A 24,214-nucleotide genomic window follows, 5' to 3' on the forward strand; every position below is an offset into this window, starting at 1 on the left:
TGTTAGTATTGGCTTGAAAAAGCTCAAGTCCGCAACTGCAAAACCAAGAGCAATTATGTGTATTGATCCTACCAAGATCGATCGACCTCTCGAAACCTGCGAAGCATTAGTAGCAGAGCAAAAAGTAAAAATTCGGCAACTCGAAGAGAATTTGCAGCAGCAGAGAGAATTGTGTCAGAAATTAGAAGCACAACTCAAAGCAGTCGAGAATGCTGGCTTTTCGGGTTCGGCAACTGAATTTGATATCACCGAGGACGATCGCATTCGGTTAATCGCATCTCTGGAAAAAAGCCAGGAAATGTACCGAACTCTTATCAAACATTATCCGAATGGTTCGGTGTTTTTGTTCGATCGCGATTTGCGCTATACTCTGGTTGACGGCCAAGGGTTGGCAGTAGTTGGTTTGTCCAAAGAACTGTTGGAAGGTAAAACATTGTGGGAAGTATCGCCACCTGAAGATTTGCCACTTTTTGAGACTACATATCGCGCGGCTTTGGCAGGAAAAGAGAATACTTTTGAATATAAATACGGCGGTCGCGTTTATTCAACAACAATTGCTCCCGTCAAAAACGACAGGGAAGAAATTTTTGCAGGAATGGTCGTTACTCAAGATATTACCGAAAAAAAACAGGCAGAAATAGCGCTGGAAGAAATCAAAAATCAGCTAGAAATTAAATATCAAAAGCGCACTGAAGACTTGAAAACAGCGAACAATCAATTGCAGGAAGAAATTCTCTCTCGCTGGCGCGCCGAAAAAGCTCTGCGGGAAAGCCAGGAACAGCTAGAATTGTTTTTCTCTCAATCTTTAGATGGCTTTTTCTTTATGATGCTGGACGAACCGATTCACTGGGACGATACAGTTGACAAAGAAAAAGTTTTGGATTACGTGTTTGCTAACGGGCGGGTAACGAAGGCAAACGATGCTGTGATCGCTCAATACGGAGGTACTAGGGAAGAGTTTATTGGTCGGACGCTTCACTCTTTTTTCTCCCACAACTTGACTGGCGGCAGAGAGATAATCAGGCAATTTTTTGATGCTGGCCGAATTCACATCGAAAATGACAATCGCAAGTTTGACGGGGTTCTAATTTGGGTGGAAGGCGACTATATTTGCATTTACGATTCCCAGGGCCGAATCGTCGGATATTTTGGCGTGCAGCGCGATATTAGCGATCGCAAAAAAGCAGAAGCGACCCTCAGAGATAGCGAAGAACGCTTTCGGGCAACCGTCGAACAAGCGGCAGTCGGCATTACCCACCCTGACAAAACAGGCCGCTATTTGCGAGTCAATCAAAAATTCTGCGAGATAGTGGGATATACTGCGAGCGAACTGCTGTCGCGAACTTGGATGGACGTTACTTACCCGGAAGATATAGATGCAGATTTAGAACAAAACAAGCAATTATTTGCCGGGGAAATTGACAGTTTTAAAATGGAAAAACGCTTGCTGCGTAAAGACGGCACTGTAGTTTGGGTAAATATTACAGTATCGCTAATCCAAGAACCGCTGAGCGGGGCAATTTACAATGTAGTAGTGACAGAAGATATTAGCGATCGCAAACAAGCTGAGGCAGCACTGAAAGAGAGCGAAGAAAGGTTCCGACAGCTAGCAGAAAACATTGAAAGCGTGTTTTGGATGTTAAACGTTCAACCCCAGGAAATTATTTATATCAGTCCGGGTTATGCAAAAATTTGGGGCAGAAGCTGTGCTGATTTGTATGCTTACGAGCGCTTTTTTACAGAGTCCTTCCATCCAGAAGATCGCGACCGCATTATTGCTACCTTCACTAAACAAATTGAGTCTGAAGAGGATATCGAATATCGAATTGTCAGGCCGGACGGCCAAATCCGCTGGATTCGCGCTCGGGCTTTTCCGATTAGAAATCAAGCCGATCAAGTTTACCGCATCGTTGGCATTGCAGAAGATATAAGTGAAAGCAAACAGGCAGAAAAAACCATTCGTGAAAGTGAAGAACGCTTCCGCCAACTAGCAGAAAATATCCAAGATTCCTTCTGGCTGATGTCTGCTGAATTCACCGATTTATTGTATCTGAGTCCAGCTTACGAAAACATCTGGGGGCGCAGCCTGGAAGAATTATATGCCGAGCCGTTAAAAATGATGGAGTGGGTGCATCCAGAAGATAAACATTTGTTGGAAGAGGCAATGGGGCGAGTGTTGCAGGGCGAGTCCACCAGTACCGAATATCGGATTTTTCGGCCAGACGGCACAATGCGCTGGGTGTGCGATCGAGCTTTTTCTATTTACGACGAAGCGGGCAAAATTTACCGCATCGCGGGTATTGGCGAAGATATCAGCGATCGCAAATTGACCGAGGCCCGCATCCAAGCAGCACTCCGCGAAAAAGAAGTATTGCTCAAAGAAATTCACCACCGAGTCAAAAATAATATGCAGGTAATTTCCAGCTTGCTGCAACTTCAAGCTCAATACATTGAAGACGAAGCGATGCTAACTTTATTTGAAGAAAGCCAGACCCGAATCCATTCAATGGCTTTGATTCACGAGCAACTATATCAATCCGAACATCTCGATCGGATCGACCTTCCCCCCTACGTCGAAAACTTAGTTGCTAATTTGTATCAATCTTTTGGGTGCGGCAACACTGCGATCCAATTCAATCTCAACGTTGACCCCATTTGTTTAAACATAGAAACAGCGATTCCTTGCGGGTTAATTATTAACGAACTGGTTTCTAATTCGTTGAAATATGCCTTTACCCCTAGCTTAGGAGGGGAAATTAGTATTAATTTTTTTGAAGGCAGTAATCAGCAATTTCACTTAACTATTCAAGATAACGGTCGCGGATTTCCGGGTGATTTTGACGTGGAAAATACTGAGACATTAGGATTGCAATTAGTTAAAATGTTGGTCTATCAATTAGATGGGACTATTGCCATTGACAGTAAGTGTGGGATCTGCTACAATCTAGTTTTTAAACAGTTAAATTATCGGCAGCGCATTTAAAAAAAAATGAACCCTATAAAAATTTTGGTTGTAGAAGACGAAGTTATTGTAGCGCAAGACATAGCAGGTCGATTAAAAAAACTGGGATATGCAGTAACAGCTACAGTTTCTTCAGGAGAAGAAGCAATTCAAAAAGCTAGAGAAAACCCACCAGATTTAGTCTTGATGGACATCGTGCTTAAAGGTGACATGGACGGGGTAACAGCGGCAGAAAAAATCCGAACCAATATGAATGTGCCGACAGTATTTTTAACAGCTTATGCCGACGATCGAACGCTGCAAAGAGCGAAACTTACAGATCCGTTCGGTTATATTATCAAACCATTTCAACAAAATGATTTGCGGGTGGCGATCGAGATTGCCATGCACAGACACGAAATCGAAACCAAGATGCGAGAATCTCTCAAAACTTCCGAAGCAGCCAGAGAGTCGGTGGAAGAAAAATCGCACCGCCAAAACCATTATATTTCAATGGCCGCTCACGAATTGCGGAACCCGCTCAACGCGATTTTAATCTCTGCAGAACTCCTAGAGCTCGATCGAACTCGCAGCAGTGACGAATCCCAAGTTAGAACCCTGCGGCTGGTGCACTCAGCTACCCAAAAGATGAACCAGCTAATTGACGATATGCTGTTCATGGGTAGAGCAGAATCAGGCCAACTCAAATGCAATCCATTACCGATAAATTTAGTCGAATTTGGTCAAGAATTGCTCGCTCAATTGCAGTTAGGAAATGAAGCCAAGCACAAACTAACATTAATCCCCTCAGATGTTACCAGCGCGATGTTAGATCAACAATTGCTGCACGGCATTATTTCTAACTTAATCGTCAATGCCATCAAATATTCCCCCAACGGCGGGCAAGTCACCTTGGAATTGGAATACCGTCAAGCAGGCGAGGGAGACAAAGAAGCTATTCTATGCTTATCTCCTCACTGTTGGTTTGGCAATTCCCAATTTATAAATAGTAACTCTCCTTTACTAATTATGCGTATCCGAGACGAAGGTATCGGCATCCCAGAAACCGAATTAGGGAAAATATTTGAAATGTTCTACCGCTGCAAGAATACTGGGAAGATTAAAGGTAACGGTTTGGGATTAACAATTGTTAAAAAAGCTGTGGAATTGCAAGGAGGTGCGATCGCCTGCGAAAGCAAAATCGGCGTTGGTACAACCTTCACAGTCGCGCTTCCTTACCTTGCCCTTTCCTCTAAGACTCAATTGTCGAAAACTTAAATGCAGGCAACGGAGGACACGGCAATGCCGTTTCCCTACCCCAAAATAATCATGATCCCTTGATGAGAGATGCAACCATCGCCCGATTAATTGTAGGGACACGGCACTGCCGTGTCCTGACTTTGGCTAATATCAATTCCGATGCCACTAATCAAAGTGTTGCAAAATCCACTCAACCGCCGTCGCTAAATTTGCTGCAATAAAATCCGGTTTAGTATGATGCTGATACTCACCGCTCAACACGCTTTCTCCGTAACCAGTCTGCACCAAAATGCCAGTACAGCCGGCATTGTGAGCCATATCAACATCAGTCGCTTTATCCCCCACCATAAAACTATTCCGCAAATCCAAATCGTGTTCCCAAGCCGCCGCTACCAACATCCCCGTATTTGGTTTTCGCCAAGTCGTATACCGCGTAAATTCTGGGTTTTTTCCGCCTTCGGCTGCGCTTAAATAAGGACAATAATAAAGAGCATCTAACTTGGCTCCTGCTTCATTTTCTAATAACTGACACAGGCGTTTGTGCAAAGCTTCTACGTGGCTGACGGGATAATAATCCCTCGCTGGGCCGGATTGATTGGAAACCAAACAGCAAAATATTTGTTGGTCATTTAATTTGCGTACAGCTTGGGCGACTCCGGGGATTAAATGCAAATCTTCTACTTTGTGAATGTAACCGGCTTCGATATTGAGAACGCCATCTCTGTCAAGAAATACTGCTCGTTTCATGGTTGTATTGTTTTTGATATAATATAAAACTCGGTGGCATCGGAATTGATATTACCCACATTCAGGATACGGCAATGCCTATTGCTGTCAAATTAAGCTTTTCGTCCGCTAGTCCTCCCGCCTACCCGGCAGTCCGCCAGGGAATGAATTCCCTGTCTAATAGCTAAAGTCCTCTCAAAGAGGACTGAATAACTCATTAGTCCTATGCAAGAGGACTTTAGCTTTGAGGCAGGGGTTGAAACCCCTGTCGGAGTATCGGTTTAACGTTAAGTTGACACCAATGGGTACTGCCGTGTCATCTTCCTCTGCCGTGTCCTTCTCATTCTAAAATAGATTGTTTTCCCAGCCATTCGCGGAAACTATCATGATACAAACTATAGCAAATTTCTCCTCCAATTTCTTGTTTATTTAAGAACTCTATCCAGTTGTCTAACGCTTTTTCAACATCGTATTCATCCTCATCAATTATATTGGCGATCGCACTTACAGACAAACCTGTTGGGGATTTTACCAAAACATTCAGCACAGACAAGTCGATCGCCGATAAAGCATCACCTCTCATCCGCAGCCAGTGGTTTTGATAATACGCTGCTAAACCGGGAGGAAGTTCAGAGACAAGTGAGGACTCCCCCAGATTAGCATCGGGGTGTGAATTCTCGTTAATGGCAGGTAACATCTGACTCAGATACATGAAATTGTTTTCGCTGACTGTGGCGAGTTGTTGGCAGAATTCGGGTTGAGTTAAATCCGGTGCGGTTGATAGGTATTGCTGAATGTAGTTAAGGACATCTTCCCGATTTTGGGCGGGATAATCTCTTAAATCGAGGGTTTGAGAGGGGGTTTCAATTAACAAACCGGATTTCTCTCTCAAAAACGGGCGGCGGGCGAGGATAAAATAAGTGCGATCGCCCAAATATCTCGGCAGATAAAACAGATTTGAGCTCGGAGGCTGACTGGTGCGGGCGATCGCGTCTACAGAATCAATGACTATTATCAACTTTTGGTTGTCAGTTAATTTATCGCTAATTTGCTGAAGCAACAAAGACAGAAACCAACTCCCATCATCGGATTCAAGATTTTGAATTTGCGATTTGAGCTTGACAATTTCCGATGTTTCCCCATTGGCGGCAAGGTATTTGTCAATCAGTTGAGTGCAGACTGAAGCGAGAAAATCTTCAGGTCGATTTTTGCGATCGACTCCAGCGTTGTAATAGATACTGCGAGGATGGGCGGTGACATATTGGGCGAGGATGGAACTTTTGCCGCAGCCGGGAGTGCCGACTATTGTGAAATAACCGCGGCTGTGGGAGTTCAGAAAGTCGGAAATCGCAGAAAAAACAAAGTTGCGGCCTGTAAAATTCTCGGTTTTTTCTCGCAGGAGTTGCTGAAATTCTTTTGGGTAAGAATCGGTAGAGATGGGAGTTGGCAGAGGTGAGGAATTCATGTTAGTTCCTCCACCCCTTCTAGCCGCAGGAAATATACTTGGCCCGATCGATCACCTGCTACAATTGTGACTCCATCGGGGGCGATCGCGCAACAGGCGATCGAACTTTCACCCGTGAAACTAGCAAGGATATTTCCACTCGACAAATCCCAGACTTTAACGGTGTTGTCCCAAGAACCAGAAATCGCCCGTTTGCCGTCGGGGGTGATGGCTACTGCATTTACCGAACTGGTGTGACCATTGAGAGTAAACTGTTGCTTTCGAGTTGTTAAATCCCAGACTTTGAGGGTTTTATCATGTGAACCAGAAATCGCCCGCTTGCCATCAGCAGTGACGGCTACTGCATTTATATAACTGGTGTGACCTTTGAGAGTAAACTGTTGCTTTCGAGTTGTTAAATCCCAGACTTTCAGGGTATTGTCAATTGAACCAGAAATCGCCCGCTTGCCCTCAGCAGTGAGGGCTACTGCATTTACCAAACTGGTGTGACCATTAAGAGTAAACAGTTCCTTTCCAGTTGTTAAATCCCAGACTTTGAGGGTTTTATCGTATGAACCAGAAATCACCCGCTTGCCATCAGCAGTGACGGCTACTGCATTTACCGAACTGCTGTGATCATTGAGAGTAAACTGTTCCTTTCGAGTTGTTAAATCCCAGACTTTGAGGGTATTGTCATCTGAACCAGAAATCGCCCGCTTGCCATCAGCAGTGACGGCTACTGCATTTACCGAACTGCTGTGACCTTTGAGAGTAAACAGTTCCTTTCCAGTTGTTAAATCCCAGACTTTGAGGGTTTTGTCTCTTGAACCAGAAATCGCCCGCTTGCCATCTGCGGTGACGGCTACTGCATATACCGAACTGCTGTGACCTTTGAGAGTAAACTGTTCCTTGCGAGTTGTTAAATCCCAGACTTTGAGGGTATTGTCATATGAACCAGAAATCGCCCGCTTGCCATCGGCAGTGACGGCTACTGCATATACCCAGTCTGTGTGACCATTGAGAGTAAACTGTTCCTTGCGAGTTGTTAAATCCCAGACTTTGAGGGTATTGTCATATGAACCAGAAATCGCCCGCTTGCCATCTGCAGTGACGGCTACTGCATATACCGAACTGCTGTGACCATTGAGAGTAAACTCTTCCTTTCCAGTTGTTAAATCCCAGACTTTGAGGGTTGTGTCTCTTGAACCAGAAATCGCCCGCTTGCCATCTGCAGTGACGGCTACTGCATATACCGAACTGGTGTGACCTTTGAGAGTAAACTGTTCTTTTCCATTTGTTAAACTCCAAACTTTGAGGGTTGTGTCAATTGAACCAGAAATCACCCGCTTGCCATCAGCAGTGACGGCTACTGCATTTACCGCACTGGTGTGACCTTTGAGAGTAAACTCTTCCTTTCCAGTTGTTAAATCCCAGACTTTGATGGTTTTATCGTATGAACCAGAAATCGCCCGCTTGCCATCAGCAGTGACGGCTACTGCATATACCGAACTGCTGTGACCATTGAGAGTAAACTCTTCCTTTCCAGTTGTTAAATCCCAAACTTTGAGGGTTGTGTCAATTGAACCAGAAATCGCCCGCTTGCCATCAGCAGTGACGGCTACTGCATTTACCGAACTGCTGTGACCTTTGAGAGTAAACAGTTCCTTTCCAGTTGTTAAATCCCAGACTTTGATGGTTTTGTCATCTGAACCAGAAATCACCCGCTTGCCATCTGCAGTGACGGCTACTGCATTGACCGAACTGCTGTAACCTTTGAGAGTGCGCAGCAGTCCCCGACCAGGGGGAGTTAAACAAGATGTCAAAGGACGCAACCAAGGTGCTGCTTTCCACTGCTTAGCTACCTCTGCCATTCCCTGAATTGCCGGAATGTTAAAGTGCAGCAAGCGCCCTAACAATTGCTCTGCGAGTTGCGTCTTATCTAGAGTCAAAATATCGGCTGAAATCCACAGTACCGCTTGAATCAAGTTCAGGGCTTTAACTTTTTCTGAGTTGTACTCTGGGTGACTTAATGCTTCTGAATCGTCAACCAAATTGAAATCATCAATCAGTGCCTGCAGTCCAAACTCAGGATGCTGAATTTTTGCCATCAGGAAGTTAAAATCTGCCAGCTTTTCATAATACTTTCCTAAATTTCCAGACTTGATATAACTTGGCAGTAAGCTGCCCAGATAAGCACGTTGACGGTAAAGTTTTTCGCCCGCGAACTTGTCAGCAAATTCTCCCATTTCACGCCATCCTCTTTTCTAACTTTTCTAAGTTCTCAGCAATCCGTTGATTTACTTCCCGAAAGAGCTTCCGCTTTGAATCCATCTCCCGTTTTGCTTTCAGAAAGTCAAAGAAACTAGCATGATAGATGCTGTAGCAGATGTCTCCCTCTAAATTCTGCTTTTTCAAATACTCAATCCAGTCATCTTCTAAAACCTTGTCCACATCACATACATCTTCCTCGGCAATTTCAGCAATCATCTCGCAGGGAATCGACGTGCCAATCTCTAACAAAATATACAAGACAATCTCCATCAATTGCCCAGGCTTAGCTTCCAGCCCCATCCGCACCCAGTGGTTTTGATAATACTCTTGCAGCCCGTCGGGCAATTGCTTTAAACTCAAGTCATTGTAATCGCCCTTAGCAATTGCTGGCAAAACATAGCGCAAATACATAAAATTATTTTCGCTTTTGTCTGCCATTTGCTCGACAAAAGTTGTATCGAGAATGCCCCGCTCTTGAATCCACTTTCTCAGTCCATCCTTATAGTCATAATCGGCATTTATAACAAATAGAATATACTCTTTGATATCATCTTGATTAAAATTGACATACTGGTCATCTCTCAAATCTAATTCTTTGACCGGAACTCCGGGAGATACAGACAGCCGCTTTCTGCCGAGGCTATAGGGTCGCCTCGTCAGCAAGAAATAAACCCCATCTGGCAGAGTAGTCGGTAAATGTAAAAGATTTTCTCCCGCCTCTTGTTCGACTTCATCCAGTGCATCAATCGCAATTACTAAACGTTCGCCAAAAGTGAGTTTTCCCGCCACGTTTGCCAGTAAAGTTGGTAAATCGGCATCTTCTGAATTTGGCAATTGATAGCGGTCAATTAATTGCTGGCGAATGCTCTTCAAAAACAATTCGGGTCTGTTGCGGCGTTCGACGAGAATGTTGAAATAGCAGGGAGATTTATGTTCGGAGACGTATTTGGCAACGATCGAACTTTTGCCCATTCCCGCATCCCCGATAATTGTAAAATAACCGTGAGGATTTTTGGTGATAAATTGCTGAAAATTATCAAAAACAAATTGGCGGCCACAAAAGATTTTAATTTTTTCTGCTATCAGCGATTCAAACTCTGGTGGCAGCGAAATTTCGCCATACCAATCTTTGGGGTCAACTATGTCTGTTGGTTCTATGTTTAATACTTTAGCTATGTTGGTGACTGACCATCTTTCTACACCATTAGGACATTCTCTTGTACCGAGTAAGCGCTTTATTGTATCCTGGGAAACATTAGCTGTTTCTGCTAGTTTTGCTATTGTCAATCCAGCTTTTAGGTATGATTCTTTGAGCCTAATTTTTCCAGTTGCACTTGATTGAACTTTATCGGATGGGCGCATAGTAGGTTTTTAGGTATGGTTGTTAGCTTTTTAGTTAATTCGATAATTCGACAGTTGGACAGTTAGATCGCACTTACATTCTATATTTATTACGCACTCCGAGGCTTAGAAACCGGGTTTTTCCCCGAATCTACGAGTTACAACGAAGTATTTCGGAAAAACCTGGTTTCTGGAACCCATGCGTAAATCCTAATTTAATTACTTGTTTCTGACAAGGGCAGATAGGTTTTAATCTCCTGCCCTATCTGCCCTAAATTTTAGGGCAGAACACAAATTAAAACTCGCCCTATCTGCCCTTGAGTCTCCCTTTTTGCTCCAGTATTCTAGTTATAGAAACACTATTTAGAAGAGCAAATCGTTATGAACCACAATATTAACCGTGCCGTCAGATCCTTGCCAGCCGTGATTCTCATGGTAGGTGTAGGACTTCTATATTCTCATAAAATCTCAGTGGATGAATTCACTGCTTCTGCCAAGGCCTTGATAGGTTTTAGCAGAATTGAGTATGCTCAATCTAAGGAAAAGAAGAAGGTATTGCAGCAGGAGAGCGATCGACGAAAAACGAGCTAAATCTAGGCGACGGAGGACACGGCAATGCCGTTTCCCTACCCCCAAAATAGGAGGAGACGGCAATGCCGTTTCCCTACCCCAAAATGATCGATCGCACTCCATGATAAATTCAACCATCCTCCGATTAATTGTAGGGACACGGCAATGCCGTTTCCCTACCGAAGATATCCTAGTTTTTAGCCGCCCCAAACCTTCTTTAAAACCTCTTGAGGAGAGATGTCTGCCATTTTGCCAGTAGGAGATTTAATGCCCAAAAATCGATCGCTCTTTGGCAACAATTTCGCCGGTTCAGTCGGGCCGAACAAAGCTATTGTATAAGTTTGAACCGCCACAGCTAAGTGCATCGGCGCACTGTCAGTACATATCATCAAATTAGCAGCAGCAATAGTCGCCGCCAACTTGCCGACATCATCCGGCGAGATAACTTTTACATTTGGACATAACTCGACTAACTTTGTTACGAAGTCTGCATCTTCGGGGCCTTTCACAACAACAACGGGCAAATTCGGCTGCCGCTGCTGACAATCTTCGATGATTTGCTTCCAGTTGTCTGTAGGGTAAATTTTGTCAATACCTTTAGACAAAGCTAATTGACTCGAACCGCCGTGAATCAAAATGTAGCCGCTTTCTTTTACGCCCAACCGCTGCTGTTCGGCTTCCGCCCACTGAATGTCCTGTTTTGGTACATTAATTGCGATCGGCGGACAAGGATTTGTAATGTTAAATCCTTGCAGCAAATCGTGGTACATTGAAGCGGCGTACTGTTCAGTTTTCAGCGGTACAGCAGCAGTGAGAAATCGAGCGCCGTTGGTTCCCGAATAGCCAACTCTCTGCGGAATGCCGGTCAGCCACAGCAGCAGCCCTACAGTCCACCGCTGGCCTAGGGAAATAACTGCTTCGTATTCGCGATCGCGAATTACACCCAGTAAATTGCCCCAATCTGCCATAGCGTTGCGGTCTTTGAAATTGTACGTCAAAACTTCTTTGACGGATTTGCAGACTCGGTAAGCACCCTTCGCCCTCGGTTCCACGATGACATCAATTTGCGCGTCGGGATAAGACTGCTTGAGGTCATCAAGAGTGGGGAAAAATAAAATTTGGTCGCCAATCCCGCCAGGGACAAGTGCTAGTATTCGCATCATAAACGATCGGGCTATTATTGATCGAGGTAGCTCTCAGAGATCGGCTCTCAACTATCAGCTTATAGTATTTCTAGACCTTAAAAGCTACTGGCTGACAGCTAAACAACTGACTCAAAAGTACAGGACGCTCTTATTATATATATCTAGTTGGGTTAAAAACGGTTAGTAAATGCACTTATTAATTCCTGCCGCAGGTTCGGGGCGACGGATGGGGAGTCAGCGCAACAAACTGCTGCTGACTTTGCTCTCTAAACCTTTGCTGAGTTGGACTTTGGCTGCTGCTGAAGCTTCGCAGCACATTAGCTGGATTGGCATCATGGGCCAGCCAGACGATTTTCCTGATTTTAAAGCAATTCTGAGCGATTTATCTTTGGTTAAGCCCGTGGAACTGATTCAAGGAGGCGCCACCCGCCAAGAGTCAGTTTACAACGGTTTGCAGGCTTTGCCACCAAATGCCGATCGAGTGTTGATTCACGACGGCGCCAGGTGTTTGGCAACTGCTGAATTGTTCGATCGATCAGCAGAGGCCCTCTTGAGCTGTCCGGGCTTGATTGTCGCCGTCCCGGTCAAGGATACGATTAAGGTCGTAGATGAGCGTCGGATCGTGCGAGACACCCCAGACAGAAGCAATTTGTGGGCTGCCCAGACTCCCCAAGGATTTGAAGTGAAATTGTTAAAGCAGTGTCACGAAGCAGGGCGACAGAAAGGTTGGGAAGTTACAGACGATGCAGCTTTGTTTGAAAAATGCGGTTTGCCAGTGCAAATTGTGGAGGGAGAAGAGACGAATTTGAAAGTCACAACGCCCGTTGATTTAGCACTAGCTGAATTTATTTTGCGGCAAAGAACAGATCGGAGTAAATAGAATTTGTTGACTATTTTTGAGAACGGCAAGATGCCCGTTCCACAAGGGAGCATCCCAATTTGGTAAAAAGCGTTTTTTAGGAGTGCGAGCGTCCATAGCGAACGATCTAGCCGCGAGCGAGACGCTCGCACGCTATATCATCCAAATATATTATTCTGATGTAACCGTCCATGATATGAAAGCAAAAATGGGATGCTGCCTTCCACAATCAATAATTTGTTAGTTGTGGAACACGCATCTTGCTTGTTCCTTATGTTATCTTAGAAATATCATAGCTGGAAATAAACATATGATTTCTGTTGCGCCGATCGCACCACCGTTACTCATAGGCGAAAAGCGGGTGGTGTTTAGAAATATTACTTGGCAAGGTTATCAACAACTGCTCAAGATTTTGGGCGATAAACGAGCGGCCACATTAATATTCGATCGAGGGACTTTAGAAATTACCATGCCTTTAGAAGAACACGAATTTTCGGCACGCTTAATCGAGTTTTTGATTCGGATTTTAGTGAAAGAACTAGGTTTGAAGATTAAAACAATGGGTTCGACAACCCTGGATCGATCGGACTTAGAGCGCGGCGCAGAACCAGATAATGCCTATTACATCCAAAATCAGCCCCTCGTCGCCGGTCGTACAGTAGATTTAGCCACAGATCCGCCACCCGATTTAGTCGTAGAAGTAGATATCACCCATACTGATATTGATAAGCCAGCTCTCTATGCCAGTATGGGAGTACCGGAGTTTTGGCGGTACAATGGTAGAGAATGGCGAATTTATAAGCTAGAGAACGATGAGTATTTGGAAGTATCGGTTAGCCCCACTTTTCCGATACTTCCGAAGTCCAAGCTGTACGAATTTTTGGCAGCAGCGCAGCTAGATGAGGTAGAAGCAGAGGTGAATTTACGCAACTGGGTGAGAGAGATGGCGCAATCTAACTAGCGAATTGGGCATTGGCGGTCGCCAGATTACGAGCTTCATCACACCGTATGTTCGAGAGAGAAGTTTCCTGTTTCGTTAGTAAGGGCTTGCTGTTGGTCTGACAATAATTTCGCTAACATCAACATCGTCAGGTTGTTCGATCGCAAATACAATCGATCGCGCGATCGCAGCAGCAGGAATAGCTATTTTGCGGAATTCTTGCATTCCCAATATTGCAGTTTCATCAGTAATGCTCTCGGCTAACTCAGACTCCGTTACTCCAGGAGAAATCACCGTCACCCGAATGTCGCCCCCAACTTCTTGTCTCAATCCTTCTGAGATTGCTCTAACGGCGAATTTAGTAGCACAGTAAACAGCAGCAGTAGGAGAAACCGCGTGTCCGCCGATCGAGGAAATATTAATAATCTGACCAGATTTTTGTGCTTTCATGACAGGAAGTGCCGCCGCGATGCCGTACAAAACACCTTTGATATTGACATCAATCATGCGATCCCATTCCTCAACTTTCAGTTGTTCGAGTGCAGATAAGGGCATGATGCCAGCATTGTTAATCAGGACATCAACGCGATCGAACTTACTTTGGGTAAATTGAACGAGATCCTCCATTTGACTGCGCTGCGTCACATCAAGAGCCTGGTATTCGACTGTTCCACCCTCCGCACGAATGTCCTTGGCGATCGCTTCTAGGCGATCGGTGCGACGTGCGCCTAAAACAACTTTTGCGCCTTTTTTGGACAGCAACTTAGCGGTGGCTTCACCGATTCCGCTACTGGCTCCAGTGATCGCAATAACTTTATTTTCTACGTTCAACATGGTTATTTTTCCTGCTATTGAGGTTGACTTGAATTAAATAAACTGACCGCCAGAGACTTCGATTCTCTGTGCATTCACCCATCTGTTTTCTTCGGATAGCAAAGCCGCGATCGCACCGCCGATATCATCAGGAAGACCGACGCGGCCCAAGGCAGTTTGCGAAGCGATAAAGCTGTTAATCTCAGGATTGTCACGCACCGCACCGCCATTAAAATCCGTTTCAATTGCGCCTGGAGCCACCACATTCACAGCAATCTGTCTGTGTCCCAGTTCTTTCGCCATGTATCGGGTCAAAACTTCGATCGCTCCCTTCATGCTTGCATAAGCTGCATAGCCCGGTAAAGCAAAACGGGCAAGCCCAGAGGAAATATTGACTATCCGTCCTCCATCATTGATTAAAGGAAGAAGTTTCTGCGTGAGGAAAAAAACGCCCTTTACATGAATATTCATCAAGCGATCGAAATCATCTTCGGTGGTATCAGCAAAAGACGCATGAACTCCAATACCAGCATTATTAACGAGGAAATCAAAATGCTCTGTCTGCCAGTTATCTTTGAGTGACTGCTTGACTTGTTCCACAAAACCGTCAAAGGTTTTCGTGTTTGAAGTATCCAGTTGCAGTGCAACGGCTTTAGCCCCAATTTCTTCGATCGCAGATACGACATTTTTGGCATCCTCATCGCTGTTGTGATAAGTCACGATGACATCTACTCCTTTTCGGGCAAGGGTCAAAGCGGTATTTTTGCCAAGTCCTCGGCTCGCCCCTGTTACCAATGCGATTTTTGTCTTGTCTTGGGTCATTGCCTTATCCTTTTACTGTTTTATTCAGATGTGTTCATCCTATGAGTAAAAGCAAGGGTTTTGAATACACAGACCTCGCAATTTATTGCCTAATCCTCCAAAGCCCTATTTTAGGAATGACTCAAGATGCTCTATGATGAGCAAAAGGAAATGGTTAAATCAATCAAAAAACTAGCATGGCGATTGAAATGCTCAACCAAGTAATAAACCAAAATGCGATCGCAAATCAGTGTAAAGAATTGGCGGCATTAGTAACCAGGCACACCGACGGCAAGGGGAACGGTTTTCATAAAACAGCTATAGATAAGCTGGAATTTACGCGAGAATCTTCTGTTCCCGCCGCACTGTACGGTGTCTATCAACCTATTTTCTGCATCGTCGTTCAGGGCAAAAAAGAAGCGTTGCTGGGTGATGAAACTTATCGTTATGGTGAGGCTCAATGTCTTGCGATCTCAGTTGATTTACCTCTGAGTGGATTTGTTGTAGAGGCCACTCCAGACAAACCGTATTTAGGATTCAAGCTGAATTTAGACCCACGCCAACTCTGCGATATTATCACTGCCCAAACCAAGCCAAGTGCGAGCAAGAAAGAAAACTCTGTCAGAGGCTTATTCGTCAGCAATGCCGATGCGCCGTTGCTCGATTGCGCCCTCAGATTGACACGCCTTTTGGATACGCCCCAGGATATCCCTATCCTCGCACCGATGATTATCCGCGAAATCTATTATCGTCTTTTAATAGGTGAACAAGGCGAAGCTGTCCGCCAAATCGCCACATCTGGCAGCAATATGCAGCGCATAGCCGAGGTACTCAAACTGATTAAAACTGATTTTGCAAAACCGATGCGGGTTGAGGATTTGGCAGGACAAGCCAATATGTCTCCTTCATCTTTCCATCACCATTTCAAGGGAGTTACATCGATGAGTCCACTTCAATATCAAAAGCAATTAAGACTATTAGAAGCACGTCGCCTGATGCTTGCCGAAAACTCCGATGCGGCAAATGCTGCCTATCAGGTGGGTTATGAAAGCCCCTCACAGTTCAGCCGCGAATACTCTCGTATGTTTGGTGCGCCGCCGATTAAAGACATTGAGCGTTTGCGTACTGCTTGAGCGTAACTGTTTCGACTATATTGGTTTTGTTCCGTTAATACAAGTGGAGGATGAGAGAAATGCAATATAGCGGTAAATGGCGGATCGCGGAGATGGCAATGTGGGATAGTGATTACTTGGACATGGAAGTTGAAGCCTATATCGAGATCGATCAAACAGGTTCAGGAGAATTTCAATTCGGTTTAGTATCAGGTCAAATTGACGGCGAAGTCGTAAAAGATGGAAAGGATCAGCGATTTGAATTTACATGGGACGGTAATGACGAGAACGATCCTGCATCTGGTAGCGGTTGGCTCAAATTAAAGGATAAAAACTCGGTAGACGGTCGAATCAAATTCCACCAAGGCGACAGTTCTAGTCTTGTAGCTAAGCGCATTAGCACTAAATAAGCGATCGCACTATTGGTTATGCGATTTTTTTTTATCGCAGATGAACGCAGATAAAATACCATCCGCGTTCATCTGTGTTCCGAAGCTGATACAGCCTATTTCAGGTTTATGAAGTGTAGGGACACGGCACTGCCGTGTCCCTACAATTAATCGCGGTAGGGACACGGCACTGCCGTGTCCTCTATATGATTCCGCTGCAACCGGAAACGATATAACCAATAACAACTGACTTAGGTTTCTCATGAAGGATTAATCGCAAACTCGCCCTCATTATCAACCTCTGCCGCACTTGTCACTACATCCAAAAACGCAAACACGGCCGGAACTAACAGCGCATCCCTCAAAACAGCCACCCCAATTACCCTCTCAAAATCCGCCGGAAAACTGCAAATTTTCACCTTAGCAGGTATCGGTTCCGCAGCCAAACGGGGCAGAATTGCTGCACCCAAACCTTGCATCACCATACTGACAATAGTTGAATCTTCGCTGAGTTCGTAAGCGATATTTAAGGGAAACCCCGAAGTTGTCAAATATTTGCGAAGCGGTATCGAACAAGCATTTTCTGCCGGCTGCAAAATCAACGGATAAGCGGCCAATTCTTCCCAGGTAATCTTAGCACTTTTACATTGTCCATTCGGCGGCAGCAACACAACATATTTATCCCGCAAAATTTCTCTAGTTTCAAATTCATCGGAGATGGGAAGAGAGACAAAGCCGATGTCTGCTTTGCCCGATCGCAAAGCTTCTTCCACAGCTTGAGTATAATAAACTTCGGTAATGCTGACCGCAATTTTGGGAAAGCAACTGCAAAATTTAGCAATTATACCCGGTAGGATATGAGTTGCGACACTCCGAAAAGTAACTATCCGTACCTGGCCTCCCTGCAAACCTTTTTCTAAATCCGCTTCTTTGACCATCATTTCTAAGGCGCAGGCTATTTGACGCCCGTGAAGCAGCACCCTTTCCCCCACCGGCGTCAGTTGAGCACCGTGTCGCCCCCGGTGGAACAGTTGCACTCCCAATTCTGTTTCTAAAGAGGCGATGGCGTGGCTGACTGCTGATTGTGACAGTTCCAATTGCAAAGCCGCCTCGCTAAAGTTTTCACAGTCTGCTACAGCTATAAAAGCCTGAATTTGAGAGAGTTTCATCCGCCGCGTATTGATTTCGTTCATAACGTTTGTGCCAGTAGTACCCAAATTGTCACAAGGGCTTCGATCTATCGATTTTATTCATACAACCTATGCAAGCAATGCTTTGATTGTCAATGGTCGCAGAGTTAAAGTTAATTTATCAGGTAACAGATAGACTTTAACAAAAATTGCACGACAACAATATTGTGCTGTATTTGCGATGAAAACATGGCATTTTCCAGCTATTATTTGTAATTTTACTGGTGCAATTTTTGGAGTATTTATAACTAAAAGGTGTTGGCTATGTCTACTTGCAAAAATCAGATCGATACCCCAAAAATGAAAGCTTTTTCGATTGCCGATCGAGCAAAACCTTCCGAAAAACAGAAAGGGAACTCGCTCTTTTGGGCTGTGAATCAAATTTGGCAAGGTTTGCTGGCAGCAGCCGCTGGCGAGAACGAAGTCAGAATTTGGCAGACCTCAGATAACGATGGTAACACTTGGTGGCACGGTTGCGATCGGGCTACAGGTCGCTCGATCGACGCGGCAAGTGATGGTGAAATGCGCGCTTGGCTCGATCGGCGTTACTGCCAATAGTCGATTGTCGGTTGTGGGGAAATCAAGTGAAATACAGTCCTCGATTAGCAATTCTCAATTAGCAATTCCCAATTACCAATTCCCAATTACCAAGTAGGAGATGCTATGCTTCAAAGATATTCCGAATGTGCAGCGCCCGTTAGCGGAGCCCTCGAAGAGGATCGCATTATTCTAATGGAAAACGAGGTATACAGATTGCCTCAAACTCATCGAGAACTTCAAGTTTTGTCAGGAACTGCTTGGATCACGCTTGACCAACAGGACATCATCTTGCAAAGCCAGGAAAAAGCATCGCTTCCACCTAGCAAAAACTTTGCTGTCATATCCGCTCTCAACAATATGCCGCTGATTCTGACAGTCTGGCAAGACAAAAACCCAGTCAGAACCTAGGGATTGAGAAAAAATTCGGCAGGAACACCCCAAAAAGCTCTATCTTAATAGTTATCACTTGGCTATTGGAGGACTCGATCGGTGCACTGCCGCTCTTACCACTTCAGCTATCTCGCAGCTATAAGTATTGTCTTATCGCCCGCACTCAGCTTGCTGGCAATTTCAGACGCTCGGGCTTATGCCCCAATTATAAATGCGAGGCGCCCCCAAGCGAGCGATCGCGCCCAAGCAACAGACCCTAAAACGCAAGCAGACAAACTCTTTGAAACAGGAGTAAAACAGCACCGCGAGGGTTTGTTTCGAGAAGCAATCCAGACTTTTGAGCAAGTTTTGGCAATTCGCAAGCAACTAGCCGACAAACCGGGAATCGGAGAAACCCTCAATAATATGGGGGAAGTTTACGCCGAAATGGGTTCGCAGCCCAAAGCTTTGGAAGTTTTGCGGCAAGCTTTAGTCATTCACCGAGAAATCGGCCAAGGGTCCCGTATAGCGCGCACTCTCAATCTCATCGGTTTCGTCAACCGGATTGCGGACAATTTTTCCGAAGCGATGAAACTGCACCAAGAAGCTTTAGAACTTGCCAAAACTGCCAACGACCAAATTGAAATAGCAGAATCATTTCACAACATTGCGGCGGTGTATGCAGAACAGGTAAATTACGCCAAGGCGATCGAATTTTACCAGCAAGCGCGGACGATTCGCACGGCGATCGGCGATCGCCGCGATTTAGGCCGTACCCTCAATAACATGGGCGGCGTCTACTACAACATCGGCGACTTTAATAGAGCGATGGAATTTTACCACCAAGCTTTAGCAATTCGCCGGGAAATCGGAGACAGGGCTGGCGTCGGCCGCCTCCTCAACAACATGGCACTTGCCTCTCGCAAACTCGGCAAAGATACTCAAGCGCTGATCTATTTTCAGCAAGCGATACCGATGTTAGAAGCAATCGGCGACAAGACAAGTATCGGACGCTTGCTCAACAATATGGGCGCGATTTATGAAAGTCTCGGTCAATATGCTAAAGCTCTCGAATCCTACGAGGGAGCTTTAAAAATTGCTCGTGAGGGCGGTGACCAAGCTGGAGAAACTACAGCGATGGAGGGTATTAAGCGGTTGTCTTCCAGTCAGCTTGTGCCGCAATAAAGAGAGTGAGTAAGTCGGGTCGAAGGAAGTAAAACCAGATATTTAAGGAATTGAATAATGATAGATTTTTGAACGATAACTTGGTATGATTGCCTGGATGTAACATTAATCAGCCAGTGCCTCGCAACGATATTGACCGTATTAGAGAGAAAATTAGCCTCCGCCAGTACGATATGTCAGCCCACGCAATGGAAGAAATGGCTGAGGACTTGCTGACTATCCTGGATGTAGAAGAGGCGGTTCTGAGCGGTCAGATTATCCGGGTTGAAAAAGACGACCCCAGAGGTACAAAATATGTAGTAGTGGGGACTGCACTCGATCGACAAACATCTGTTGGAGTGGTTGGACGTTTCGCTAGTAACGGACGTTATCTAATCATCACGGTGTATGAAGTCACTGAACTTGAGGAATAATCGTATGTATAAATACAGATGTGAGTATTGCGAAGGAACCGTTCAACCCCGCACTGTCAAGCGCGAGGCATTCAAACATAAAAATGGATTTGTCATTCTTGAAGATGTGACTATCGGTGTTTGCGATAACTGTGGCAATCGATACTATTCAGCCGATATTCTTCATGCGGTTCATGCCGTTGCAACTGGAACGAGATTGCCTGAAAGAACCGAACAAATTCCGGTAACTCATTTAGAATCAGCATAATCAATAGCTATAATTTGATTAATATCGCATTATGGAGATTCGTACTGAAAATCTAGAAGATGCAGAAGCCGTTCGCAACGTCAATATTGCGGCATTCGGGCGAGAAAATGAGGCCAACTTAGTCGATCGACTGCGGGGAATGGCATCTACATTTTCCTTCGTTGCCGTCCAATCCGATCGCATTGTCGGACACCTTTTCTTCAGTCCGGTTGTTGTCGAAGGAAAATGTTCCAGCAATTTGTCGATTCTGGGGTTGGCACCAGTCGCCGTTCTTCCCGAATACCAGCGCCAAGGTGTAGGAACGCTGCTGATCCGGCAGGGTTTAGAAGAGTGCAGGCGATCGGGATTTCAGGCAGTGGTTGTGCTTGGTCATCCAGATTTCTATTCGCGTTTTGGGTTCGTTCCTGCTAGTAGCAAGAGCTTGAAATGTGAATATGATGTGCCCGATGAAGCTTTTATGGTTTTGGAGTTAGAAAGTGGAGCTTTGCAGGATTGCAGCGGAACGGTGAAGTATCGATCGGAATTTAGGATCTGCGAGTGATATCAAATCCGAGTGCATCGGATTGGCTGAGGAAGAGCTCGCGAGTCAGAAATATTCTTAAACGAGCGCCCATATCTGAGTTACCTTGGTAGATCCGTTATCCGTATTTACTTATCTGTACATAGTTGGGTTTTTTGTACCTACCTATGGCAAATTTATCTGCATCTTTGCTACTTTCTTTTTCACCCATCACGCGCTGCAAAATCGCCTCTACTTTTGCAGCAAATACAGCATTTCCTCTCTGCCTCGGTCGGGGCATATCAATAGAACAGTCCATTGCAATCTGACCATTTTCTATTAAAATAACTCGGTCAGCTAGCACCACTGCTTCTTCTACGTCGTGAGTGATCAGTAGCGCGGTAAATCCTTTTTCTTGCCATAAATTTTCTAACAATTGCTGCATCTCAATGCGGGTCAAAGCATCCAACGCGCCGAGGGGTTCATCAAGCAGCAGTAAATGAGGTTCGCAGGCAAGGGCTCTTGCTAAAGAAACTCTCTGCTTTTGACCGCCGGAGAGTACCGCCGGCCAATCGTTGGCGCGATCGCCAAGCCCTACCGCGTGAAGGACTTGCATCGCTTTGCCGTGCGTGTTTTCTTTGGCCGCGAGCAGCCCTAATTTCACATTTGCCACCACTTTTTGCCAAGGTAGCAGCCGTGCATCCTGAAACATCATTGTCACTTTAGAGTTGAGTTTGCGGGACGGCTTTCCATCTAGAAAGACAGTGCCTTGAGTGGGAACTTCTAGTCCGGCGATTAAGCGCAGTAAGGTACTTTTGCCACATCCGCTGCGACCTACAATTGCTACAAATTCTCCGGGATTTATTTCTATGTTGATATCCCGCAAAATTTTAATATTTCCAAATGACTTCTGGAGTTCTACTAATTCTAGGCGTATTCCTGAGAGTGCTGATTCCATTCTAAAAAACCTCCATATCGCGATCTATGCCACAGGCTCAAAACCTTTTTCGCTTTCAAAGGTGGCTGTTGAGCAAATGCCAATTCGTCTCCTACTCGCCGGTGCTGGTGAATAGCAGATTAGCATTTCTAGATGTAATCTACGGTAAATCAGTCGAATTACAGTAGTTTTTGATTAAACAAGATTATTGCACAGGTATCTACAAAAAGCAAGATAATTTTTCGCCCAACTTCTGCGGCTTTGATAAATAATTGTTAAGAACAAGCAAACCCTGTTCCTGTAAAGGTTCTGTTTTTGAGTCCGGTGGGATTATGCTGTATTTGGGAGAAAAAATTTGACAGTTGATTCCCGCCGAGATTCGCGATCGCCAAAAAATTGTGTAATGGTTATCAAACTTTACCTCTCAACTTACTTGCTTTTTAAAATTGACCGTGCTAGCTTACTATTTAAGCAAAATACGGTAAATCTATCGATTTACCGTATTTTGTACTCATTACCGTGAATGGCTAATTTTTAAATGAGTCAAAAATAGGAGGACAGTTAAATGGCTGATGTTGTTGCGATCGCAGGTAGCCCGTCTCATCCATCCCGCTCCTTTGCCGTGCTGGAATACGCCCGCCGCGCTGTCGAGAAAGAGGGACTGAGTACGGCATCTATCAACGTCCGCGATCTCCCGCCAGAAGTATTAATTTACGGACAATTTGCTAACCCAGACTTGAAAGCAGTCAACGAATTAGTGGTAGAAGCCAAGGGCATAATCATCGCCACACCTGTTTACAAAGCAGCCTACACAGGCGTACTCAAGGCTTACTTAGATTTGCTCCCGCAAAATAGTTTAGCTGGCAAAGTTATTCTCCCCATCGCCACCGGAGGTACCCTGGGTCACTTATTAGCAATTAATTACGCCCTCAAACCAGTATTATCCGAGCTTGGCGCTAGTCATATCTTGGCTGGTGTCTATGTTTTAGACACCCAGATCGAAAGTTACGACGAAACAAGCGTACAGCTTGAACAGGAAACCGAACAAACACTGCGATCGCAGTTGCAAGAGTTTGTTGGTGCCCTGCAAACTGGCAAACCCGAATTAGTTGGAAGTCTCTGATCGGAAAGTTACCCACAAACAATATTATTGTTTATGCTCAAAAGACTGATTTCATTCCTTGCTCAATTATGGCGATCGCACCTTTCCCTAGCAGCGCTATTTCTATTGGGAATCAGTTTAAATTGGGCGATCGCCGCCTGTAACAATACTCCCACCCCTACCAGCTCTGCAAGCCCCACCGCTTCCCCCGCAGCACCTCAAGCTCAGGTAGTCCGCATCGGCCATCAGAAATTAGACCCCTTCACGCTAGTCAAAGCTAGAGGCGGGTTAGAGAAACGCTTGCAGCCTCTAGGCATATCCGTTGAGTGGAAAGAATTTCAGTCAGGCCCCCCGATGCTGGAAGCACTAAACGTCGGCAGCATCGACATCGCACGCACCGGGGACGCTCCTCCAGTCTTTGCCCAAGCTGCTAATGCACCTCTGCTTTACATTGGCGGTAGCGCCCCCAAAGACCGCAGTTCAGGTATTTTAGTTCCTGCTAATTCGCCAATTCAAACCCTGGCGGATTTGCGGGGTAAGAAAATAGCTTTTACAAAAGGTTCAAGCGCCAATTACCTCTTAGCAAAAGCACTGAAATCCGCAGGGATAAAATGGACTGATATTGAGCCGGCCAACCTGACATCAGCCGATGCCCGAGCTGCCTTCCAACAAGGTAACGTAGATGCTTGGGTAATTTGGGACCCCTTTTATGCAGCAGCTCAATCGCAAGTAAATCTTCGTGTTGTTAAAGATAGTAAAGGACTAGCAGCTAACCGAGATTTTTACTTAGCTAATCGCTCATTTACTCAGTCTAATTCCAAAATCATTGAGGCAATTAGAGAAGAAACTCAAGCAGTAGCGACTTGGGCCGATGCGAATCCCGAAGAAGTAGTCAAGATTCTCGCTCCCATTCTGAAAATTGATGTTTCTATCTTAGATGTAGTGACTCGACGGCGGAGTTATGGATTTGAACCGATCCAAGCTGATATGGTTGCCGAGCAACAGGAAATTGCGGATACTTTTTTTGAACTCGGCTTAATTCCCAAGCAGCTCAAAGTTGAAGAAGTAGTTTGGAAACCAGGTAATTAAAAATTCCCCCTTGTAGGTAAATGTTGGAGAC

At 45.1% G+C, this 24,214-nt stretch carries 24 protein-coding genes; 14 read left to right on the forward strand and 10 right to left on the reverse strand.

Annotated elements, in window-relative coordinates:
• Positions 1-55 precede the first annotated feature (55 nt).
• Both QUA02_RS13685 and QUA02_RS13690 read left to right on the forward strand, forming a co-directional pair.
• Positions 56-2,983 (forward strand): PAS domain S-box protein, encoded by a 2,928-nt coding sequence (locus QUA02_RS13685; RefSeq protein WP_333028499.1) that lies wholly within the window; start codon positions 56-58, stop codon positions 2,981-2,983.
• A 6-nt stretch (positions 2,984-2,989) separates the two neighbouring features.
• Entirely contained in the window at positions 2,990-4,219 is a 1,230-nt protein-coding gene (locus QUA02_RS13690; RefSeq protein ID WP_333028500.1) for a hybrid sensor histidine kinase/response regulator, read from the forward strand.
• A 147-nt stretch (positions 4,220-4,366) separates the two neighbouring features.
• Here the strand turns inward: QUA02_RS13690 and QUA02_RS13695 are convergent, their stop codons facing one another.
• The 6 genes from QUA02_RS13695 to QUA02_RS13720 form a co-directional block, all read right to left on the reverse strand.
• Positions 4,367-4,948, reverse strand: coding sequence for a D-glycero-alpha-D-manno-heptose-1,7-bisphosphate 7-phosphatase (locus QUA02_RS13695; RefSeq protein WP_333028501.1), 582 nt, complete (start codon positions 4,946-4,948; stop codon positions 4,367-4,369).
• A gap of 319 nt (positions 4,949-5,267) precedes the next feature.
• Entirely contained in the window at positions 5,268-6,392 is a 1,125-nt protein-coding gene (locus QUA02_RS13700; RefSeq protein WP_333028503.1) for an ATP-binding protein, read from the reverse strand.
• The gene (locus QUA02_RS13705) at positions 6,389-8,617 is read right to left on the reverse strand and encodes a WD40 repeat domain-containing protein (protein WP_333028505.1); all 2,229 of its coding nucleotides are present in this window, start codon (positions 8,615-8,617) and stop codon (positions 6,389-6,391) included. Before QUA02_RS13705 ends, QUA02_RS13700 begins: the two co-directional genes overlap by 4 nt.
• Before the next feature lies 1 nt (position 8,618).
• Positions 8,619-10,004, reverse strand: a complete 1,386-nt coding sequence (locus tag QUA02_RS13710) for a helix-turn-helix domain-containing protein (RefSeq protein WP_333028507.1) — start codon at positions 10,002-10,004, stop codon at positions 8,619-8,621.
• A gap of 447 nt (positions 10,005-10,451) precedes the next feature.
• Positions 10,452-10,691, reverse strand: a complete 240-nt coding sequence (locus QUA02_RS13715; protein WP_333028508.1) for a hypothetical protein — start codon at positions 10,689-10,691, stop codon at positions 10,452-10,454.
• A 59-nt stretch (positions 10,692-10,750) separates the two neighbouring features.
• Entirely contained in the window at positions 10,751-11,713 is a 963-nt protein-coding gene (locus QUA02_RS13720; RefSeq protein ID WP_333028595.1) for a glycosyltransferase family 9 protein, read from the reverse strand.
• Positions 11,714-11,885: 172 nt separating this feature from the next.
• On the opposite strand from QUA02_RS13720, the gene ispD reads away from it, so the two are divergent.
• The gene (gene ispD, locus QUA02_RS13725; protein WP_333028509.1) at positions 11,886-12,578 is read left to right on the forward strand and encodes a 2-C-methyl-D-erythritol 4-phosphate cytidylyltransferase; all 693 of its coding nucleotides are present in this window, start codon (positions 11,886-11,888) and stop codon (positions 12,576-12,578) included.
• Between the two features lie 289 nt (positions 12,579-12,867).
• Positions 12,868-13,518: a Uma2 family endonuclease gene (locus QUA02_RS13730; protein WP_333028511.1), complete on the forward strand. Its 651-nt coding sequence runs from the start codon at positions 12,868-12,870 to the stop codon at positions 13,516-13,518.
• Positions 13,519-13,593: 75 nt separating this feature from the next.
• Here QUA02_RS13730 and QUA02_RS13735 read toward each other — a convergent pair whose 3' ends face one another.
• A complete protein-coding gene (locus QUA02_RS13735) occupies positions 13,594-14,331 on the reverse strand; it encodes an SDR family oxidoreductase (RefSeq protein ID WP_333028512.1) in 738 nt (245 codons plus the stop codon).
• Positions 14,332-14,364: 33 nt separating this feature from the next.
• Entirely contained in the window at positions 14,365-15,132 is a 768-nt protein-coding gene (locus QUA02_RS13740; protein ID WP_333028514.1) for an SDR family NAD(P)-dependent oxidoreductase, read from the reverse strand.
• Between the two features lie 176 nt (positions 15,133-15,308).
• Between QUA02_RS13740 and QUA02_RS13745 the strand changes: the two genes are divergently transcribed.
• On the forward strand, positions 15,309-16,244 hold the full coding sequence (locus QUA02_RS13745) for an AraC family transcriptional regulator (protein WP_333028515.1): 936 nt from the start codon (positions 15,309-15,311) through the stop codon (positions 16,242-16,244).
• Positions 16,245-16,303: 59 nt separating this feature from the next.
• The gene (locus QUA02_RS13750; RefSeq protein WP_333028516.1) at positions 16,304-16,633 is read left to right on the forward strand and encodes a hypothetical protein; all 330 of its coding nucleotides are present in this window, start codon (positions 16,304-16,306) and stop codon (positions 16,631-16,633) included.
• Between the two features lie 239 nt (positions 16,634-16,872).
• Here QUA02_RS13750 and QUA02_RS13755 read toward each other — a convergent pair whose 3' ends face one another.
• Positions 16,873-17,805 carry a LysR family transcriptional regulator gene (locus QUA02_RS13755; RefSeq protein ID WP_333028517.1) on the reverse strand — a complete coding sequence of 311 codons (933 nt, stop codon included), beginning with the start codon at positions 17,803-17,805 and terminating at the stop codon, positions 16,873-16,875.
• Between the two features lie 261 nt (positions 17,806-18,066).
• On the opposite strand from QUA02_RS13755, the gene QUA02_RS13760 reads away from it, so the two are divergent.
• The 6 genes from QUA02_RS13760 to QUA02_RS13785 all read left to right on the forward strand — a co-directional run bounded on the left by QUA02_RS13760 (position 18,067) and on the right by QUA02_RS13785 (position 21,097).
• Positions 18,067-18,360 (forward strand): hypothetical protein, encoded by a 294-nt coding sequence (locus QUA02_RS13760; RefSeq protein ID WP_333028519.1) that lies wholly within the window; start codon positions 18,067-18,069, stop codon positions 18,358-18,360.
• A 105-nt stretch (positions 18,361-18,465) separates the two neighbouring features.
• Positions 18,466-18,750 carry a hypothetical protein gene (locus tag QUA02_RS13765; protein ID WP_333028521.1) on the forward strand — a complete coding sequence of 95 codons (285 nt, stop codon included), beginning with the start codon at positions 18,466-18,468 and terminating at the stop codon, positions 18,748-18,750.
• An 81-nt stretch (positions 18,751-18,831) separates the two neighbouring features.
• Positions 18,832-19,896 carry a tetratricopeptide repeat protein gene (locus tag QUA02_RS13770; protein ID WP_333028522.1) on the forward strand — a complete coding sequence of 355 codons (1,065 nt, stop codon included), beginning with the start codon at positions 18,832-18,834 and terminating at the stop codon, positions 19,894-19,896.
• 116 nt (positions 19,897-20,012) lie between these two features.
• Positions 20,013-20,309 carry a DUF4258 domain-containing protein gene (locus QUA02_RS13775; RefSeq protein ID WP_333028523.1) on the forward strand — a complete coding sequence of 99 codons (297 nt, stop codon included), beginning with the start codon at positions 20,013-20,015 and terminating at the stop codon, positions 20,307-20,309.
• A 4-nt stretch (positions 20,310-20,313) separates the two neighbouring features.
• The gene (locus QUA02_RS13780; RefSeq protein WP_333028525.1) at positions 20,314-20,556 is read left to right on the forward strand and encodes a YgiT-type zinc finger protein; all 243 of its coding nucleotides are present in this window, start codon (positions 20,314-20,316) and stop codon (positions 20,554-20,556) included.
• A gap of 31 nt (positions 20,557-20,587) precedes the next feature.
• Positions 20,588-21,097 carry a GNAT family N-acetyltransferase gene (locus QUA02_RS13785; protein WP_333028526.1) on the forward strand — a complete coding sequence of 170 codons (510 nt, stop codon included), beginning with the start codon at positions 20,588-20,590 and terminating at the stop codon, positions 21,095-21,097.
• Positions 21,098-21,194: 97 nt separating this feature from the next.
• On the opposite strand, the gene QUA02_RS13790 is transcribed toward QUA02_RS13785, so the two are convergent.
• Entirely contained in the window at positions 21,195-22,013 is an 819-nt protein-coding gene (locus QUA02_RS13790) for an ATP-binding cassette domain-containing protein (RefSeq protein ID WP_333028528.1), read from the reverse strand.
• Between the two features lie 544 nt (positions 22,014-22,557).
• On the opposite strand from QUA02_RS13790, the gene ssuE reads away from it, so the two are divergent.
• A complete protein-coding gene (gene ssuE / locus QUA02_RS13795; RefSeq protein WP_333028529.1) occupies positions 22,558-23,115 on the forward strand; it encodes an NADPH-dependent FMN reductase in 558 nt (185 codons plus the stop codon).
• 33 nt (positions 23,116-23,148) lie between these two features.
• Positions 23,149-24,183, forward strand: a complete 1,035-nt coding sequence (locus QUA02_RS13800; protein WP_333028531.1) for a sulfonate ABC transporter substrate-binding protein — start codon at positions 23,149-23,151, stop codon at positions 24,181-24,183.
• Positions 24,184-24,214 lie beyond the last annotated feature (31 nt).

This window comes from Microcoleus pseudofavosus SVA1_A4 (assembly GCF_036700565.1).
Taxonomy (GTDB): domain Bacteria; phylum Cyanobacteriota; class Cyanobacteriia; order Cyanobacteriales; family Microcoleaceae; genus Microcoleus.